Raw genomic sequence first — 17,131 nt, 5'->3', positions numbered from 1 at the left:
GCTCCTCAGTAGAAGATCAGGCCGACGATCACGGCCCCCAGCACCACCCAGGCGGGCTCCACCCGCAGCACGAGCAGCACGAGGGCGACGAGCCCCAGCGCGATGGCGTCCCACTGCGGTCGCAGCTGCCTGCCTGCATTGTAGGCCAGGAAGAGGAAGATGGCCACCACCACCGGCCGCAGAGCGCGCAGGGCGGCCGCCACCTTGGGCTGGTCCCGGTACTGCATGAGAAAGCGCGCCACGATGAGGATGCCCAGGGTGCTCGGCAACAGCATGGCGACCAGCGCGACGGCCGCGCCGGGCACGCCCGCGCCCGCGTGGCCGCAGTAGAGGGCCATCTTGGTGGCCAGGGGCCCGGGCAGGGCGGTGCTCACCGCCACGGCGTCGTTGAACTGCGCGGCGTCCATGAGGCCGAGGTCGGCCATCTCCCGCTGGATCAGCACCAGCATGGCCGGCCCGCTGCCGTAGCCGAAGACGCCCACCTTGAGGAAGGCCACGAAGAGCTTCCAGAGCACGGCCCCTCCGCTCAGTTGCGGGCGCCGTCACGCCCGTTGGCCTTGATCCAGAGCATCGCCACCAGCACGCCGAAGATCAGCAGCGGCCAGACGCCCTGCAGGCCCTGGGTCATCCCCTGGATGCCGGTGCCCGCGTCCTCGTCGCCCACCAGACGGCCCAGCGGACCCCAGAAGGTGCCCAGGCCCACCAGCATGTTGACCAGCAGTCCGATCAGCGCCGCGCCGGCGATCAGGCCGCTGCCGAAGAGCACGCCGCGCTCGCGGCGCTCCATCAGCGGGCCGCCCTTGTAGCGCATCTCGGTGAAGGCGCGGATGAGCCCGCCGACCATGATGGGCGTCGACAGCTCGATGGGCAGGTAGAGGCCCACGGCGAAGGCCAGGCTGTTCATGCCGAGCAGCTCCACCACCACGGCCGCGAAGCCGCCGATGACCAGCAGATCCCAGGGCATGTTGCCCTCCATGACGCCGTCGATGACCGTGCGCATGAGGTTCGCCTGGGGGGCCAGCAGCTCGCCGCTGACCACGTCGTTCTTGAAGAGGTAGATCACGAAGGCGATCGCGAGCGCGCTCGTGGCCACGCCGATGAACTCGCCGATCTGCTGCAGGCTCGGCGTGGCCCCCACCAGGAAGCCCGTCTTGAGGTCCTGGCTGGTGTCGCCCGCGATGGCCGCCGCGATGCAGACCACCGCGCCCACGCTGAGCACGTGGTATTTGGCGAGCCCGCCCGTGTGGCCCGCGGCCACGAAGAGCGCCGCGGTGATCAGGAGCGTGGCGATGGTCATCCCGCTCACCGGGTTGCTCGTGCCCCCGATCAGGCCGACGATCCGGCTCGACACCGTGACGAAGATGAACGCGAAGACCAGCACCGCCAGCGCGCCGCCCAGCCCCACCGGCAGGATGGAGTCCGGCAGCAGGGCCATCACCACCACCACCGCCGCCGCGGCGATCAGCACGCCCTTCAGCGGCAGGTCGCGCTCGGTGCGCCGGGTCACCCGCGCCGCGCCGCCCCCGCCCAGCCCCGCCACGCCCTGCCGGAAGCTGCCCACGATGGTGGGCAGGCTCTTGACCAGGGTGACGATCCCGCCGAAGGCCACCGCCCCCGCGCCGATCAGCTTCACGTACTCGCCGCGGATGGCGTCCGGGCTCATGGCCGGCATGCCCCCCAGCTCGCGGATGTAGCCGATGGCCGGCGCCAGCACCAGCACGCCCAGCACCGCGCCGCCGAGCATGAGGCCGGCGATGCGCGGCCCGATGATGTAGCCCACGCCCAGCAGCTCGGGGCTGACCTCCATGCCGATGTGGTAGCGGCCGCGCACGTCCGCGCCCGGGTCCTTGTTCCAGAGGCCCAGCCACTTGTCGTGCATCAGGAACATGTAGAGCGCGCCGAAGCCGAGACCCTGAAAGAGCTGCTTGGCCTTCTCGGCGCCGGCCTGGGCGCTCACGAGCACCTCGGCGCAGGCCGTCCCCTCGGGATAGGCCAGCTTGCCGTGCTCGCGCACCACCAGGTAGCGGCGCAGCGGGATCATGAACAGCACGCCCAGGATGCCGCCCACCAGCGCGAGCATGAAGATCTTGAGGCGGCCGGGATCGGCCGCGGGGTCGGCCTGCATCCACAGGAAGAAGGCGGGGATGGTGAACACCACGCCCGCGGCCACGGACTCGCCGGCCGAGCCCACCGTCTGCACGATGTTGCTCTCCAGCAGGCTCGCGCCCTTCACGCGCTTGAAGAAGAAGACGGCCATCACCGCCGCCGGGATCGACGCCGCCACCGTGAGCCCCACCTTGAGGGCGAGGTAGGCGTTGGCCGCGCCGAAGACGATGCCCAGCACGATGCCCATCAGGATCGCGCGCCAGGTGAACTCCGTGGGCGACTCGTGGGCGGGGACGACGGGCTGGTAGCGGTCCCCGTCGATGGGTTCGTAGGCGCTGGGGTCGAGGCCGTGGACCTGGGACTCGGGGGCGGACGGGTCGCTCACGCGGTCACCTCGCGGTCGGGGGGGCAGGTAGGCCGTTGTGGGGACGGGATTTCCAGAGTCGAGAGGCTAGCATTCGGGGCGCGGGGCGGTCAATCGGGCAGTGGCGAGAGTCCTTGGCGGCGCCGACCGCAGCTGCTATACCCGGGCTCGTTCTCCCACAAGCGAGTGCCCCATGTCCCTGACGCGGAGTCTCCTCCGGCAGGCTCTCCTCTTCGGCGCCGTGTGGGCCGCGGGCTTCGGCGCGGTGCACGCTCTGAAGCGCCTGGCCAGCTTCAACGCGCCCTTCTTCTGGCCGATGAGCATCTTCCACCCGCGCGTGCCCGGCCTCGGGCAGTGCCTCGTGCTCGCCGGCGCGCTGGCGCTCTTCCTCTGGGCGCAGCGCGTCGGGATCTGGCGCAGGGGACGGACGGCGCTGCTGCTCACCGGCAGCGCGCTGGTGCTGTTGAGCAACCTCGGACAGGGCTGGCCCACCGGACTGTCCCGGCCCGTCGCCGGAGAGTACGCCGGCGCCCGCATTCAGTACTACCACGACGCGATCGCCCTGCCGGACGCCCTCGGCGCCTTCCGCGGCTTCAACGCCCTGCAGCCCACCCTGAACGATCACTCCCGCAGCCATCCTCCGGGAGCGCTGTTCCTGTTTCGCGTGCTCGCGGACTGGCTCCGCGCGCCCGCCTTGATCGGACTCGCGCTGTCGCTTGCGGCCCTGCTCCTGTGCGGCGTCCATCTCGAGCGCTTCCTCCAGCGCTTCGTGACGCCCGAGCGCGCGCGCTGGGGCGTGTGGCTGTTCTTCCTCCTGCCGGCCGTGCAGATCTACTTCGCCGTGAGCCTGGACGCGCTCATCGCCGCGCTCTTCCTGGCCGTGCTCGCCAGCTTCCACCCTCAGCGCTCCTGGACCGCGCTCGCGCCCACGTTGCTCTTCCTGTTCCTGGCCGCCAATCTGACCTTCGCGGTGCTCTTCCTCCCGCCGGTGCTGCTCTGGACGGAGTGGCGGCAGACACGTCGCGCCTGGAGGACCCTGGGGCTGTGCGCGGCCGTCGGCCTCCTGCTGACGGCGATGGGCCTCCTGCTCGGCTACGACTACTGGCAGGCGTTCTTCACGGCCTCCCGCCTCGAGAACCCGGAAGGATTCTGGCTGCTGGCCGACCCGCTCTCCTACCTGGCGACACGGATCGAGGACGTGGCCGAGCCCCTGCTCTTCCTCGGACCCTTCGCCGTCGCAGCGATCGGAATCGGCCTGCGTCGGGGAACGGGCCCCTGGCGGGACTGGACGCTGGCGGGTCTGGTCACCTTCGCTCTGCTGCTACTGTCCGGAGCTTTCCGCACCGGGGAGACCGCTCGCGCCGGCCTCTTCCTGCTGCCTCTCCTGCTCCTCCCCATGCTGGACGGACTGTCCCGCACGGAGCCCACCCGCGAGCGCCTGCTGCCGCTCTTGCTCTTTGCGCAGGCGCTGGGGATGCAGGCCCTGGGGCGCTATTACTGGTAGTCGGGTTCGTGCGGCAGGGCGTCGGTGGGCGCGTTCGCCGCGCTCAGGCTCAGCGCGCCGAGGATCCCGAGCGCATACCAGAACATGTTCTCCTCGAACTCGGGATTCAGGTTGAAGTCCACGAGCTTGGCGGAGACGTAGATCACCAGCCCGATGAGCAGGCAGCGCTGCAACTCGGACAGGCGCGAGCGGTGGAGCCGGGCGAACTCCCTGTAGACGGTCGCGAAGAAGAGAAGTATCGCCAGCATCCCCAGGACACCCAGCTCCGCCAGTATCGCGATCCACACGTTGTGGCCGTTGCGAATCCCCGTGTGGTAGTAGGCGTCATGGCTCATCAGGGGATAGAGGTGGCTCTGCATCGCCCGGGTGTAGCCCTTGTAGCCTGTCCCCCAGAGGGCGTTGGGACCGTCGCCGAAGACGTAGAGCCCCGTGATCAGCAAGCTGGTCCTCGCCTGTCCGGAGCTGTCGTCGCCAAGGCTGCCGAAGCTGCCGAAACGATCGAGCAGCGGGTCCCGGTAGGGCGTGGCGGTGAGGATCACCGTCACCGCCAGCAGGCCCAGCAGAATCAGGGCGAGGGCGTGGCGCCGATGTCTCCGTGAGAGCAGAAAGCCGAGGGCCGCCACACCCACCATCAGGAAGCCGCTTCGGGAGAGCGACACCAGAATGGCCAGCAGCCCCGCCAGCACCGAGCCGAAGCAGAAGAGCCGGAACCAGCGCCGCCTGATGCTCGGCAGGCCCGCGAACACCAGGATGCTCATCCCTCCCAGGTGAACGGCCATCTTGTTCGGGTTGAAGAACGTCGCCGAGGCCCGCACGCCGACGCTGTAGGCCTGGCCGAGCCTGCGGATGGCCAGCAGCCCCTCGCTGAACGCCTGCGACGCCTGGACGACCGCCAGGACGGAGATCGTCGCCAGCACGACGGCCATGACGACCACCACCAGCTTCAGCTCGCGCTCGCCCCGCAGCACGTTGGCGATGATCAGCGTGAACACCCAGATGAACACCAGGCGCATCCAGCTGTTGAACGCGACCACGTACTCCGGGCTGTAGAACGACGCGAGACCCGCCACCGCGAGGAAGGGAACGAAGTGCAGCAGCATCGCCGGCAGGCGGATGCGCTCGCCCCCCAGCACCAGCCGCAGCAGGACCGCGGCCACCGTCGCCGACTTCAGGAGGTTGTTGGCGGTGAGGAAGCCCAGTCCCAGGCGCCCCAGGTGGTCGAGGCTCATCGTGAAGAGCACCCCGAGCACCAGCAGGACCGGCCAGCGCAGCCCTGCCACCAGCAGGGCTGCCGCGAGCACCGCGAGGCCACCGAGGAGGACGACCGAGAACATCAGCGCCCTCTCGGCGCGGAACTCGCGACAAGGGCGCCGTGGTAGACCAGGCCCAGGTACAGCACACCCGTCGCCAGCAGCATGGCGGAGACCGTGATCAGCCAGCGGCGGGGCCAGTAGGGCTCGCTGGCGGGGAAGGCTCGGTCCATGACCGGCAGCAGGGCTTCGTCGCGAGCGCCCTCCATCACCGACACCTCGAGCTCCGTCCGCAGGTCGGCCTCCTGGGCCTGCAGGCTCTTGAGCCGGGCCTCCACGTCGCGCAGCTGAAGCACTCGGCCCTGGTCCAGCAGCGCGCGAAGATCCCTCGCTCCCTCGGCGCTCCCTCCGGGGCGGTAGGAGTCGAGGAACGCATCGTAGATCTTGATCTGGTCGCGGAGGCGCGCGAGCGCCGGGTCGTCCGCGCTGCGGTCGAGCGATTCGCGCGACAGCGACAGCGCCAGTGCGCTCCGCTGCAGGCGCAGGGTCGTGAGGAGGCTGAAGAGATCGTCTCGCTCGCCGTCGATGTCCACGAGCCCATCGGCGCGGTAGAGCGCCGCCAGGGAGTCCGACACCGACGCGATCTCCGCCCGCAGAGTGCTGAGCTGCCGGCTCAGGTAGCGCTCCATGCTCTTCGCCCGCGCGTGGTAGCGTGACAGGTTCTCCCGCTGGATCAGCTCGATGTAGAGGTTGGCGATCGTCGCGCTCATGTCGGGGTCGCGGGTGATCACGTGGATGAAGAGCACGTCGCGGTAGATCGACAGCTCGAAGTGCGTGGCCAGGCGCAGGTCGACCATGGCCAGTTCCCTGGCCAGGGCGGGATCCTTGCGCGCCTGCTCCTCCCGCCCGAAGAAGCGGACCAGCTCCAGCTGGTCGACGATCTCCTCGCGGACCTTGAGGCTCGACGCGACGACGAGATTCTGGCCGTTGGACGAGGTGTTGGGCCGCACCTGCGCCGCGCCGCCCAGCCCTCCCGTCCCCAGCAACAGCGCCCGGTCCCTGAGGACGCCGGTCGCCGGCAGGACGGACGCGACGCTGTGGTAACGCGGCGGGATCGCGAAGCTGACCCCCAGCGCCACGACGCCAGCCACGAGTCCCGTGGCCAGCAGCCAGCTCCAGCGCCTGCGCGCGATTCCCAACAGCTCGCCGAGGTCTGTCTCGACGACGCGGCCGAGCCTGTTCATCGCGTTGCGGACTTCATGGCCGCGACGAACTCACGCAGGTCCGTCGACAGGGCGGCCCGCCGCCCGCGGGTCAGCGCGCCGCGCCCTGCGTGCCGGGCGATGATCTCGACGGCCGCGCTGCCGCTGATCGCCCCGCTGGCCCCGAGGGCCACCGCGCTGCGCACGTCCGCGGGCTGGCCGATGCCGAAGCCCAGCAGCGTGGGGGTGCTGCTGACCCGCCGGAGACGTCGCAGGAGAGGAGCCGCACTGGCGGCCAGGCTGGCGTCCTTGCCCGTGATGCCGACCCGGCTGACCACGTAGATGTACGGAGCGGGCAGGGCCGTCACCTTGGCCAGGCGGCGCGAATCGGTCATGGGCGTGACCATCGCCACGCTGCCGACCCCGGCGGCGTCCGCGGCCCTTCGCAGGGACCTGCCTTCCTCCATGGGGAGATCGGCGACGAGGATGCTGTCCACCCCGGCGCGCGACAGCCGTCCGCAGAAGGCCTCGACCCCGCCACGCGCGACGAGGTTGGCATAGACGAGCAGGCCGATGGGGTGCTCCGGGTGCCGCTTCCTGAACTCCGCGACGAGATCCAGTGCGCCCTGCGGAGTGGTGCCCGCGTCGAGAGCGCGCTGATCCGCGCCCTGGATCGTCGGCCCGTCGGCGATGGGATCGCTGAAGGGGATCCCCAGTTCGAGCATGTCCGCGCCGCCGGCGGCGAAGGCTTCCATCACCGCCAGGCTGGTCTCGGGATCGGGATCGCCGAGCACCGTGAAGGGGACGAAGGCCCCTTCGCCGGCCTTGGCCAGGCGGCCGAAGACGTCTGCATAGCGCTGGCTGGACATGCGGGGATTCTATCCGGGGGGATTCGCATTGACAAGCAGGATGCACCACGGCGCATGGCCTTCCGGATTGCCTGGGCCCGAACGCGCTGCTAGACTGAATGGGATGTGTCGTGGAGGTAGACCGTGCGATCAACCTGGCCTGCCGTGCTGCTCCTGCTCTGCGCCGCCTGCGACGGCGGCCCGTCCGAACCCACGCCGGCGCCCGGGCCGACCTCCGCCGGAGAGGGCTTCGCGCAGGTCGCACCCCTGCTGGACTGGGCCAGGCCCGAGCTGAGCGAGGCGAGCGCCGCGCTGGCCCGCAGCGACAGCGCGGAGGCCTCCCGGGCGCTGCTGGCCGCGCTCGCGGCCGCCGACGCGCTCGAACCCCCGCACCAGCACTTCGCCGATCCCGTCCCCCTGGCCGATGCCCTCATGAGCGGCATGCTCTCGCTGCCGCCGCACCCGAGCACAACGCTGCCGGACGATCCGACCTGGGACGAAGATCCCTTCGGCGACAGCAACTGGCTCTTCCAGTACCACAGCTTCCGCTGGAGTCTTCCCCTCCTGCAGGCCTGGCAGGAGACGGGGAACGAGGCCTACCTGGATCGTCTGCTCTTCCTGATGCAGGACTACGCGGACGACAAGCTGGCAAGCACGGGGCCGCTGGACATGACCTGGTACGACATGTCGGCCTCTCTGCGGACGGAGCACTGGCTTGCGGTCTGGCTGGCGCTCATCGACGGCGGGCGCATGGAGCCGCAGCTGATGCACCGCTTCCTGATCTGGTTCTGGCTGCACGGCGACAGGCTGGCCCACGACGTGCACTACCACTGGTACAACAACCACGGCACGCTGCACAATCGCGCGCTGCTCGTCCTCTCGTTCATCCTGCCTCAGTTCCTGGACGGCGAGGAGTGGCGCGATCTGGCCCTGGGCCGCACCGAGGACCAGATCCTGCAGCTGCTGAGCGCGGATGGCGTGGAGAACGAGCAGGCGCCCGCCTACCACTTCTTCATGATGGAGGTCATCGGGTCCGTCCAGTCGATCCTGGAGAGCGCCGGGACGACCCTGGGCTCGGAGGCCCTGACGAGACTCCAGGGCATGCCAGGCTTCGGGGCGCAGATCCTGACGCCCGGCCTGACTTTGCCCATGCTCGGCGACACGCCGCGCAGCATCGCACTCGGCGCCTACGCGGGTCTGAGCGACGAGCTGGACTTCGCCCTGAGTTCGGGCGACGCAGGCGTCGCACCCACGCGTCGCTACACGCTCTATCCCGAGACCGGCACGAGCATCTTCCGCAGCGGGTGGGGCGTCGACCGCAGCTACGCGCTCGAAACCCACGCGGTGTTCGACGTCGGACCCCGTGGCGGCTGGCACGGACACGACGATGCGCTGACCTTCTGCCTCGGCGCCTACGGCCGACCGCTGGTCACGGACTCGGGCTTCTACACCTACAACGACGACGCCTGGCGCGCCTTCTTCACGAGTCCCGCCGCCCACAACGTGCTGGTCCACGCCGACGGCGACGAAGCCGGCCGCAGCGAGACGCCGCAGCGCCTGTTCTGGCGCACGGGCGCCGACTGGGCCTGGCAGGCGGCGCTCCTGGATCTGGGCGACGGGCGCAGCTGGATCAGGCACTTCGTCCATCTCGCACCCGACGACGTGCTGCTCGTGGACCGCTGCTCCGGCCCCGGCGGGCGTCCGCTGACGCTGCTCTTCCACTTTCCGCCGACGGCGACGCTGTCGGGCGACGCGGCGATGCTGCGCCTCTCGGACGGCGCCGCGACGCTCGATCTCGCCTCGCTGGACACCACGGACCTGACGCTCCTGCGCGGCGTCGAAGACCCGCCTCAAGGCTGGATCTCCCCGGCCTACGGTCAGCGGGAGGCCAACGACGTCGCCGTCTACAGCGCCGGTCGTGGCAGCGCCTTCACCACGCTCCTTCACGCGGGTGACGGCAGCGACGCGCTGCTCGCTTTCGAGCGCGAGGCGGAGGGGCCGGACGACTACCTCCGCCTTCGCATCGATCGTGAGTCCGGCCCGGAGACGCTGGAGCTTTGGCTCGAAAGCGGTCAGCTGTCGCGGAGCCGGTCGTGAGGCGCGTCGCCTGCATGCTGCTGCTCGTCGCGCTGGGCGGCTGCAGCGGAAGCGACTCGCCGACGGCCCCCGAGGCGCCCGCGCTGCGGGTCGACTTCAGCGCGCCTCCGGACGCGGGGGCCGGTCTGGCGACGGTCTGCTACACGCTGGGTGGCGCGCAGGACTCCGTGCTCACGGGCATCCTGCACCCGCCCTTCCGGCTCGCGCTGAGCGACACCGCGCTGGCGGGCGCCGCCGGACGCACGCTGCGCGCCTATGGCTACGACGCCGACGGTCAGCTGCGCTGGCTGCGCTACCGGGAACTCGCCGAGGACGAGGACGACACGGACGTGCGCCTGACCCCGCTCGACGTCGAGTCGGGCTTTCCCATGCCGCCGCCCTATCCCAACCATGCCCTGACGACCGGCTATCGTCCGTTCGCCAGCCTCGACACGCTGCGGGATTCCCAGGACATTCCGCTGCACCACGTCTGGGGCTACGACGAGCCGGTGTACTCGCGGCACTGGATCAACAAGATCATCCTCTCCAACTTCGAGAACTTCCAGCTCAGCGGGGAGGAGTCCTACCGCCAGCGGGCGCTGTTCCTCACGGACTGGTTGCTCGAGCGGGCCCAGCACACGCCCCTCGGCGGTCTCGCCTTTCCCGAACCCTTCGACTACCCCGGCCATGTCCTGCTGCTCGCCCCCTGGAACGGCGCCTTCACCCACGGCCTGACGATCTCCGTGCTCGTGCGGGCCCATCTCCTCAGCGGGGATCCCGCCTATCTGGACGCGGCCCGCCAGGCGATGCAGGCCGCCATGCTTCCGACCGGGCTGCCGGGCGGTTCCGTCATGGTGGCGCCAGGGGACAGGCTCTGGCTCGAGGAGTATCCGTCCTTCCCGCCACAACACACGCTCAACGGCGCCATCTTCGGCATCTGGTCGATCCTGGACTGGTGGTTCAACACCGGGGACCCGGCGGCCGAGCGCATGTACCGAGCCTTCGTTCGCACGCTCGAACTGGATCTCCCCTACTACGACTCCGGGACCTGGACCTGGTACGATCGCTGGGGGACCGTGGCCACCCCCGGCTACCACCAGCTGCACATCAGCCAGATGGCGCACCTCGACGCCCAGACGGGACTCCCGGTCTTCTCCCACTTCCACGATCTCTGGGAGAGCTACCTCGGTCCGCCGGCCAGCGAACTGGGCCCGAGCCCCACGTGGACGAGCACGCCGAGCGGCGCCAGACTGCCCTGATAGACGCCTGGCAGATCCAGGTCACAGCGCGTCTTGAAGTTCGGGTTGGTGGCCACGAGCGTGCGAACGCCGGCCCGATCCGCCAGGATGACCAGGTGGGCGCCCTCCGCGGTGACCTGCCGCCCTTCGACGGTCCCGGCCAGCAGCGGGGCCAGGGCGCGAAGTTCGTCCGCCAGCCCTTTGACCCGTTGCCACCAGAAGTCCGAAGGATTCCGGTCCGCGCTCCCGGGCTGCCAGAACTGGACGCCGCTGGCGCCGTGAACGAGCGACGTGTAGACCTGGCAGCGCAGATTCGCCCAGTAGTCCAGGTCGTCGTCGCGCCCCAGTCCATCGAAGAACAGCCAGATCGGGGCCGTGGCGCCGCAGGCGCTGCGGATCGCGTCCACGCATTCGCCCGCGAGCGCGGGATAGCGCTGGAACGCCCCGTAGCGGTTCAGGCCGAACGCGTCCGCGCAGTCGGCATAGCCCTCGGCGGTCACGCGCACGGTGGCCTCCATGCGGGGGCGCAGCAGAGTCCAGGCGTTGTAGCGGGTCCCCGCATCGAGACGCGCGGGCGTGCCATCGGCCATGAAGAGATAGCTGGCATAGTGATCGGGATCGCCCTGCCAGTCTCGAACGGCGTCGGCGGGAAACGACGCCGGCAGCTCGGCGGGGGTCCGCGGCAGCGCGGGCGGAAGCGGCCGGCGGCCGTCGGCGGTCAGCAGGCGCTCGAAGCAGTAGAGGTTCCCCGTCACGGCGCTGATCCCCATGAAGGTGACGGCGCCCGGCGCGATTCGCCCGACGGCCCTCCGGTACGCCGCGATGAGCGCGGGCGGCCAGAGCCAGCCGTCGTAGTTGGCGTCGGGCTCGTCCGCGAGATTCCACAGGGTGTCCAGGCCGCGGCCGTCCGCCCAGGTCTGGTCCACGCCGCGCTGAACGGACTGGGCGATCCCGTCCATGTAGTCGTCCATGCCGCCCACGGCCAGCGCGGCTTCCAGCGCGCGCACGCTGGCGTAGTCCGGACGTCCGCTCGACGCGACGAAGCGCAGCGGAACCGGACCCGAGTAGCGACGTCCCTTGGCGGGATCGAGAAAGCGGTCGTTGAAGGTCGCCAGACCCACCATGAAGACGGTGTCGCGCAGCGAATCCGGCAGATAGCGGTCGATGTCGGGCAGATCGACGCCGCGGGTGTGGATCACGTTGAAGTGACGCGCCGCCGCGATGAGCTTCGCCTGCACGGCGGGATCGCCGTCGGCGCTGCCCTGCCAGCCCGGCGCGCCCCAGAGGGCGAGGACGAAGAAGGGCTCGTAGTGAGCGCCTCCATCGCGCGAGCGCTGCAGCCAGCCATCCCGCACGCGCCAGCGCGAAGGGCTGGCCGCTTCGGCGCTGCCTGCGGCCCAAAGAACGAGCAGAAGCAGAGCGAGATGGCGCTTCACCCCAGCTCCGGGAAGAGCCGGCGCGCGGTCTCCATGTCCTTGTCGCCGCGGCCGGACAGCCCGACGAGGATCGCCTGCTGCAGCCGCTTCCGCCAGTCGGCCTTCGGCAGCTTCGCCTCCCGCGCGTAGCGCCGCGCCAGCTTGATCGCCCCGGCCACCGCGTGCGCGCTCTCCAGCGCCGGCACGATGCCCTCGGTCTCGCTGAGCAGGCGGAAGGCGTCGAGGGCCTCGCGGTCCGTCACCGACCAGTAGCGCGCGCGGCCGGCGTCCTTAAGCGCGCTGTGCTCGGGGCCGACGCCGGGGTAGTCGAGGCCCGCGCTCACGCTGTGGGTCTCGGTGATCTGGCCGTCGCGGTCCTGCAGCAGGTAGCTGAAGGCGCCGTGCAGGATGCCGGGGCTGCCCGTCTGCAGGGTCGCGCCATGGCGTCCCGTGGCCAGGCCCTCGCCGCCGGCCTCGATGCCGTGGAGCTCGGCCTTGCTGGCGACGAAGTCCTTGAAGAGGCCGATGGCGTTGCTGCCCCCGCCCACGCAGGCCACCACCGCGCGCGGCGCGCCGCCGAAGCGCCACGCGAACTGCCGCCGCGCCTCGCGGCCGATCACGCGCTGGAACTCCCCCACCATGCTGGGATAGGGGTGCGGCCCGGCCACGGTGCCCAGCAGGTAGTGCGTGTCGCGCACGTTCGTCGCCCAGTCGCGCAGGGCCTCGTTGATGGCGTCCTTCAGCGTGCGGCTGCCCGACTCCACGGGAATCACCCGCGCGCCCATGAGCCGCATGCGGAAGACGTTCAGCGCCTGCCGCTCCACGTCCAGCGCGCCCATGTAGATCTCGGTGGGCATGCCGAAGAGCGCGCCCATCATGGCCGTCGCCACGCCGTGCTGCCCGGCGCCGGTCTCGGCGATGAGCCGCCGCTTGCCCATGCGCTTGGCGAGCAGCGCCTGCCCCAGCACCTGGTTGGTCTTGTGCGCGCCGCCGTGCACCAGGTCCTCGCGCTTGAGCACCAGCGGCCAGCCCACGCGGCGGCTCAGGTTCTCGCAGAGGGTGATGGGCGTCGGGCGGCCGGCGTAGTCCGCCAGCAGGCGGCGCAGCTCGGCGCGGAAGGCGGGGTCGCGGCGGGCGTCCAGGAAGGCCGCCTCGAGCTCCTCCAGCGCCGGCATCAGGATCTCGGGGACGTAGAAGCCGCCGTAGTCGCCGAAGCGTCCGCGCTTGCGCATGCTGCCTCCCGGGTTGCTGCCCGGGGAGCATAGCCCAAGGGCCGCGCTTCCACAACGGGCAGAGCGCGTTCCCCGGCCGCGTGGAATCGCGTATACTGGGCCCGTTCGCCGGCGACGGGCCGGCGAGAAGGGACCGCCCCATGTCGATGAACGCCGCGAGTCCGGCAAGGAGAATTCTGCGCGTGCTGGGCGCGGCGCTCGCCGCGCCGCGGACCGGCGCGATCCTCTGGGCGCTGGCGATCCTGCTGCACCTTGCTGTCTTCTGGATCGTTCGCGAGAACCCGCTGCAGTCCGACGCGCTGAGCTACCAGCTGACGGCCGAGCGCCTGCGCTCCCTGGCGCACTACGATCCCTACTGGCCGCCGGGGCTGCCCCTCTACCTCGTGGGCTGGAGCGCCCTCTTCGGCGCGCTGGGCTCGAGCATCGCGGTGGCGCGGGCGTCGATGCTGCCCGTGTTCTTCCTGCTCGCCTGGCTGCTCTATCGCGCGCTGCTGCGCACGGCCGGGCGGCCTGCGGCCAACCTGGCCCTCCTGGCCGTGACGCTGCAGCCCATGTTCCTGCTCTACTCGGTGACTCCCTTCACCCAGCTGCCCGTCGGCCTGCTGCTCGCCACCGCCCTCTGGGTCTTCGTGCAGGCGACCGAGCGCTCCACGCTCGCGCGGACCCTCGTCCTCGCGCTGGCGCTCGCCCTGCTGCCGCTCTTCCGCGCCTCGGCGCTGCTGCTTGCCGCGCTGCTCCCGGCGCTGCTCTGGCGACGCTCCCGCCGCTGGCGCGACCTGGCCGTGCCCGCCCTGGCCGTCGGCGTGGCGCTGGGGCTGTGGCTCGTCAAGGCCCACGACCTGGCCGGCCGCTTCGTCCCGGTGAACTCGGCGAACGTGCGGAACGTCTACGTCGGCAACAACCCGTGGACGCCCCTCTACCGCACCTGGTGGTTCAGCAACCACCGCACGGAGGACGCGGGCGTGCCGGCAGGGTTCATCGCCGCGCGGGACTCCATCGATGCGCTGCCCGACGGCGAGCGCGACGCGGCCCTGCGCCGGGGGGCGCTGGATCATGTCGCGCGGCGGCCGGACCTCTTCGCGCTGCGCTCGATCAATCGCGTGCGCGCGTTCTTCGCCCTCGACATCCTCACGGCCAGCTACGCGCGCAGGTATCACGGGCTGGGTTCGCCGCTGGTCTATGCGGGGATCGTCGGCCTCGACGGTCTGGTCTTCCTGGGCGCTACGGCCCTCGCCTGGCTCGTCCTGCTGGCGCCGTCGCTGCCGCCCTTCCAGCGCCGGCTCATCCGCTATGCCTGGATCTGCGGCGGGCTCTACGCGCTGCCCTACTTCCTCGCCTTCTCCCACCCGACCTACCACTTTCCGCTGATCCCGCTCTTCCTGCTCGGCGCCCTCGCCGCGCTGGGCGGAACGGTGGACGACGCCCTCGCCCTGCTCGCCTCCCCCTTCCGCGCCGGGCGCGGAAGGCGCCTCGCGGCGGTCGGCGGCCTCGCGCTGCTGGTGGCGATCCAGGTGGAGTGGGTGCTGATCAACGCGCTGGCGGGCTAGCCGTCGATGACCTCAACGCCCGGCGGCAAGGCCGGCGCGAAGTCGCGCAGGTGCTCGGCGAGCAGCGCCGCCTCGGACGGACTCGTGGCGTAGAAGCTCACCGTGTCGTCGCCGCAGATCACGTTGCCCGGGATGCGCCAGCGCGCCACGCGCGGCCAGTTCGCGGGCAGGGGCCGTCCCATCCCCGCGAACCAGCGGTCGTAGACCACCGCCACGCGCACGCCGCGCTCCGCGCCGAGGCGCTCGAGGTAGGCGGTGTCGAACGCGCCGGCCATCTTGGCGCGGATGACGTCCCGCGTGGCCAGGCCCATCAGGTCCACGAGCCGCGGCTCGCCGTACCAGGTGACCGCGCCGACGTCGTTCGCCGCCACGACCTCGCCGCGGTAGAAGCTGCCGAGGAAGCGGCCCACCTGCACCTGCTGCTCGAAGATGTTCACCATGGCGCGCGCGGTGATCGACTGCACGTGCCAGGCCCGCGCGCCCAGCGGCCAGGCCAGCAGGGCGAGACCCGCCACGGCGACGCCCGCCCGCCACCGCGAGGCGGGGGCGTCCTCCAGCCACTCGGACAGGTTCCACGCCAGCGCCGCGATCCCGAGCACGAGGAGATAGGCCTCGTAGCGGTAGAGCAGCGCCAGCCGCGCGAACTGCGCGTGCAGGACGCTCGCGCCCACCACGAGCGCGCCGAAGGCCATGGCGGCGCCTCGCCGTCGTCCGCGCCACCGCGCCGCCAGCAGCAGCGCGTTCGCCAGCACGAGCCAACCCAGGGCGGGCTCGCGCCGCAGCGCATTGGCCCAGAGCCCGGCGAAACGGAGCAGCGCCCCGATGCCGTGGCCCTCCGGGTGCTGAGCCTTGGCGAGGATCGAGTTCGGCAGGAAGTAGGCGCCGTGCGCCAGGTTGACGAGACCGTAGGCCAGAGGCGCCGCCACGCCCGCCGCGACCACGCCGAGCGCGAGACGCCAGCGTCGCCCGAACAGCAGCAGCAGGCCGACCATGCCCACGGCGAAGAGTCCCTCGTAGCGCGCCGCGCTGCAGAGCACGGCGAGGACGAACAGCCCCGGCCCCGCCTTCGCCTCGCGCGCGATCACCCGCGCCGCCCGCTCCAGGAACAGCAGGCTGAGCAGGGCGTGCAGGACGTGCTCCATGCCGGTCAGGGCGAGGAAGACGAGCGGCGCCACCAGCAGCGCGGCGAGCAGCGCCGCCAGCCGCGCCAGGGGCCCCAGCGCCCGCGCCAGCAGGCGGTCCAGCGCCCAGAGCAGTCCCAGCGCCGCCAGCAGGTTCAGGAGGAGCGGAATCACGTCGAGGGTCAGCCCCCCCCGCCAGAAGCCGGCGAGCAGCAGCACCCAGAGCGGCGAGGAGCTCGACGCGCTGAAGGCGTAGCGCGTCACCCCGAAGACGCCATGGTCCGCGAGGCTGCGCGCCATGCTGAGGTGGATGTAGGCGTCGTCCAGCGCGTAGGCGAAGTCGCCGTCGGGCAGCAGACGCCGCAGCGCGGCCAGCGCCGTGGCGAGCAGCAGGACGAACGCCAGCGCCGCCAGGAGCAGGGGCCAGCGCCGTCTCAATGGAGCCTCCGCAGGGGTCCGCCGCGTCGATGGAGAGGCACGCCGCCTCCTGCTTCGGGGTGAACGACCAAGGAGACGCTAGGCGAGCTGCATCACGCGGATCAGCTCCCGGCGCTGGGCTTCCTCGCGCTGGCCGTCCAGGTAGTTGCCCATGCCGATCCAGGGCGACTCGGCTTCGAAGACGACCTCGAAGCGGTCGGCGAGGAGGGAGTCCACGTCCTCGCGCGTCAGGCTGTGGGGATGGGCGGGATCCCGCTCCTGCTGCTCGGGAAACAGCTCGACGGTGAAGACGAAGTGCCCCTCCGGCCGCAGGACCCGGTGGATCTCGGCGAGCACCTGCTCCGGCGACGTGACGTGGTCCAGCACGTTGGAGTTGAAGACCGCGTCGAAGTGGCTGTCGGGAAAGGGAATCGCCTCGCCCGGGGCCGCCTGCACCGAGATCCCGTCGGGGTAGTCGTAGATCTCCCGGTAGCGGTCGCCGAGGGGATCGATGCCATGCCGCTCGCCCGGCAGCAGATGCAGCACCGTGCCGACGCCGCAGCCGACATCGAGGATCCGCGCCTGCTCTCCGAGCTCGCAGACGCGCTCGATCTCCGCCAGGTGACGGTAGCGCTCCCAGTACTCCCGCACGACCTCCGGCCGCTCCCGAAAGCGCTTCGCCCAGCGGATCTGGTAGGAGAGCTCGAAGTCGTGCTTGTCGAAGACCGCGTGGGCGACGCGGTCGGGCGTCAGACGCCGCAGAAGCTTTCGCACGGGCGCGGGCAGGTTGCTGAAGGCTTTGAGAAGCATG

Annotated in this window: 13 protein-coding genes; 4 read left to right on the top strand and 9 right to left on the bottom strand. The window is 70.9% G+C overall.

Annotated elements, in window-relative coordinates; translation table 11 throughout:
* Positions 1 to 5 precede the first annotated feature (5 nt).
* Positions 6 to 515, bottom strand: a complete 510-nt coding sequence (locus tag H6693_09910) for a chromate transporter (protein ID MCB9516496.1) — start codon at positions 513 to 515, stop codon at positions 6 to 8.
* Positions 516 to 526: 11 nt separating this feature from the next.
* Positions 527 to 2,491 carry an oligopeptide transporter, OPT family gene (locus H6693_09905; protein MCB9516495.1) on the bottom strand — a complete coding sequence of 655 codons (1,965 nt, stop codon included), beginning with the start codon at positions 2,489 to 2,491 and terminating at the stop codon, positions 527 to 529.
* A 172-nt stretch (positions 2,492 to 2,663) separates the two neighbouring features.
* Between H6693_09905 and H6693_09900 the strand changes: the two genes are divergently transcribed.
* Complete coding sequence (locus H6693_09900; GenBank protein ID MCB9516494.1) at positions 2,664 to 3,974, top strand: hypothetical protein; 1,311 nt, start codon at positions 2,664 to 2,666, stop codon at positions 3,972 to 3,974.
* Here H6693_09900 and H6693_09895 read toward each other — a convergent pair.
* Genes H6693_09895 through trpA form a run of 3 tightly spaced genes read right to left on the bottom strand, consistent with a single transcriptional unit; the run spans position 3,965 to position 7,295 of the window.
* Complete coding sequence (locus H6693_09895; GenBank protein ID MCB9516493.1) at positions 3,965 to 5,308, bottom strand: O-antigen ligase family protein; 1,344 nt, start codon at positions 5,306 to 5,308, stop codon at positions 3,965 to 3,967. The two genes, H6693_09900 and H6693_09895, sit on opposite strands and share 10 nt — an antisense overlap.
* Positions 5,308 to 6,468 carry a hypothetical protein gene (locus tag H6693_09890; protein ID MCB9516492.1) on the bottom strand — a complete coding sequence of 387 codons (1,161 nt, stop codon included), beginning with the start codon at positions 6,466 to 6,468 and terminating at the stop codon, positions 5,308 to 5,310. The genes H6693_09895 and H6693_09890 overlap by 1 nt, the downstream gene beginning before the upstream one ends.
* Entirely contained in the window at positions 6,465 to 7,295 is an 831-nt protein-coding gene (trpA, locus tag H6693_09885) for a tryptophan synthase subunit alpha (GenBank protein MCB9516491.1), read from the bottom strand. Before trpA ends, H6693_09890 begins: the two co-directional genes overlap by 4 nt.
* Before the next feature lie 123 nt (positions 7,296 to 7,418).
* On the opposite strand from trpA, the gene H6693_09880 reads away from it, so the two are divergent.
* Positions 7,419 to 9,371 carry an alginate lyase family protein gene (locus H6693_09880; protein MCB9516490.1) on the top strand — a complete coding sequence of 651 codons (1,953 nt, stop codon included), beginning with the start codon at positions 7,419 to 7,421 and terminating at the stop codon, positions 9,369 to 9,371.
* A complete protein-coding gene (locus tag H6693_09875) occupies positions 9,368 to 10,609 on the top strand; it encodes a hypothetical protein (protein MCB9516489.1) in 1,242 nt (413 codons plus the stop codon). Before H6693_09880 ends, H6693_09875 begins: the two co-directional genes overlap by 4 nt.
* Here H6693_09875 and H6693_09870 read toward each other — a convergent pair.
* Positions 10,531 to 12,024 carry a hypothetical protein gene (locus tag H6693_09870; GenBank protein MCB9516488.1) on the bottom strand — a complete coding sequence of 498 codons (1,494 nt, stop codon included), beginning with the start codon at positions 12,022 to 12,024 and terminating at the stop codon, positions 10,531 to 10,533. The genes H6693_09875 and H6693_09870 overlap by 79 nt on opposite strands.
* Positions 12,021 to 13,235, bottom strand: coding sequence for a tryptophan synthase subunit beta (gene trpB / locus H6693_09865; GenBank protein MCB9516487.1), 1,215 nt, complete (start codon positions 13,233 to 13,235; stop codon positions 12,021 to 12,023). Before trpB ends, H6693_09870 begins: the two co-directional genes overlap by 4 nt.
* 140 nt (positions 13,236 to 13,375) lie before the next feature.
* On the opposite strand from trpB, the gene H6693_09860 reads away from it, so the two are divergent.
* Positions 13,376 to 14,782: a hypothetical protein gene (locus H6693_09860; protein MCB9516486.1), complete on the top strand. Its 1,407-nt coding sequence runs from the start codon at positions 13,376 to 13,378 to the stop codon at positions 14,780 to 14,782.
* Here the strand turns inward: H6693_09860 and H6693_09855 are convergent.
* Both H6693_09855 and H6693_09850 read right to left on the bottom strand, forming a co-directional pair.
* Entirely contained in the window at positions 14,779 to 16,341 is a 1,563-nt protein-coding gene (locus tag H6693_09855; protein MCB9516485.1) for a hypothetical protein, read from the bottom strand. The two genes, H6693_09860 and H6693_09855, sit on opposite strands and share 4 nt — an antisense overlap.
* Positions 16,342 to 16,419: 78 nt before the next feature.
* The gene (locus H6693_09850) at positions 16,420 to 17,130 is read right to left on the bottom strand and encodes a class I SAM-dependent methyltransferase (protein MCB9516484.1); all 711 of its coding nucleotides are present in this window, start codon (positions 17,128 to 17,130) and stop codon (positions 16,420 to 16,422) included.
* Position 17,131 lies beyond the last annotated feature (1 nt).

It is taken from the genome of Candidatus Latescibacterota bacterium (genome assembly GCA_020633725.1).
GTDB lineage: Bacteria > Krumholzibacteriota > Krumholzibacteriia > JACNKJ01 > JACNKJ01 > VGXI01.
Note: the sequence above shows the minus strand (reverse complement) of the source record. Positions and strands in the feature narration are given on the sequence as shown.

Bases quoted from the DNA above. Each gene is read 5' to 3' on its own strand.
- H6693_09890 (MCB9516492.1), bottom strand. From the start codon at position 6,468: ATGAACAGGCTCGGCCGCGTCGTCGAGACAGACCTCGGCGAGCTGTTG.
- trpA (MCB9516491.1), bottom strand. From the start codon at position 7,295: ATGTCCAGCCAGCGCTATGCAGACGTCTTCGGCCGCCTGGCCAAGGCC.
- H6693_09850 (MCB9516484.1), bottom strand. From the start codon at position 17,130: ATGCTTCTCAAAGCCTTCAGCAACCTGCCCGCGCCCGTGCGAAAGCTT.
- H6693_09900 (MCB9516494.1), top strand. From the start codon at position 2,664: ATGTCCCTGACGCGGAGTCTCCTCCGGCAGGCTCTCCTCTTCGGCGCC.
- H6693_09895 (MCB9516493.1), bottom strand. From the start codon at position 5,308: ATGTTCTCGGTCGTCCTCCTCGGTGGCCTCGCGGTGCTCGCGGCAGCC.
- trpB (MCB9516487.1), bottom strand. From the start codon at position 13,235: ATGCGCAAGCGCGGACGCTTCGGCGACTACGGCGGCTTCTACGTCCCC.
- H6693_09860 (MCB9516486.1), top strand. From the start codon at position 13,376: ATGTCGATGAACGCCGCGAGTCCGGCAAGGAGAATTCTGCGCGTGCTG.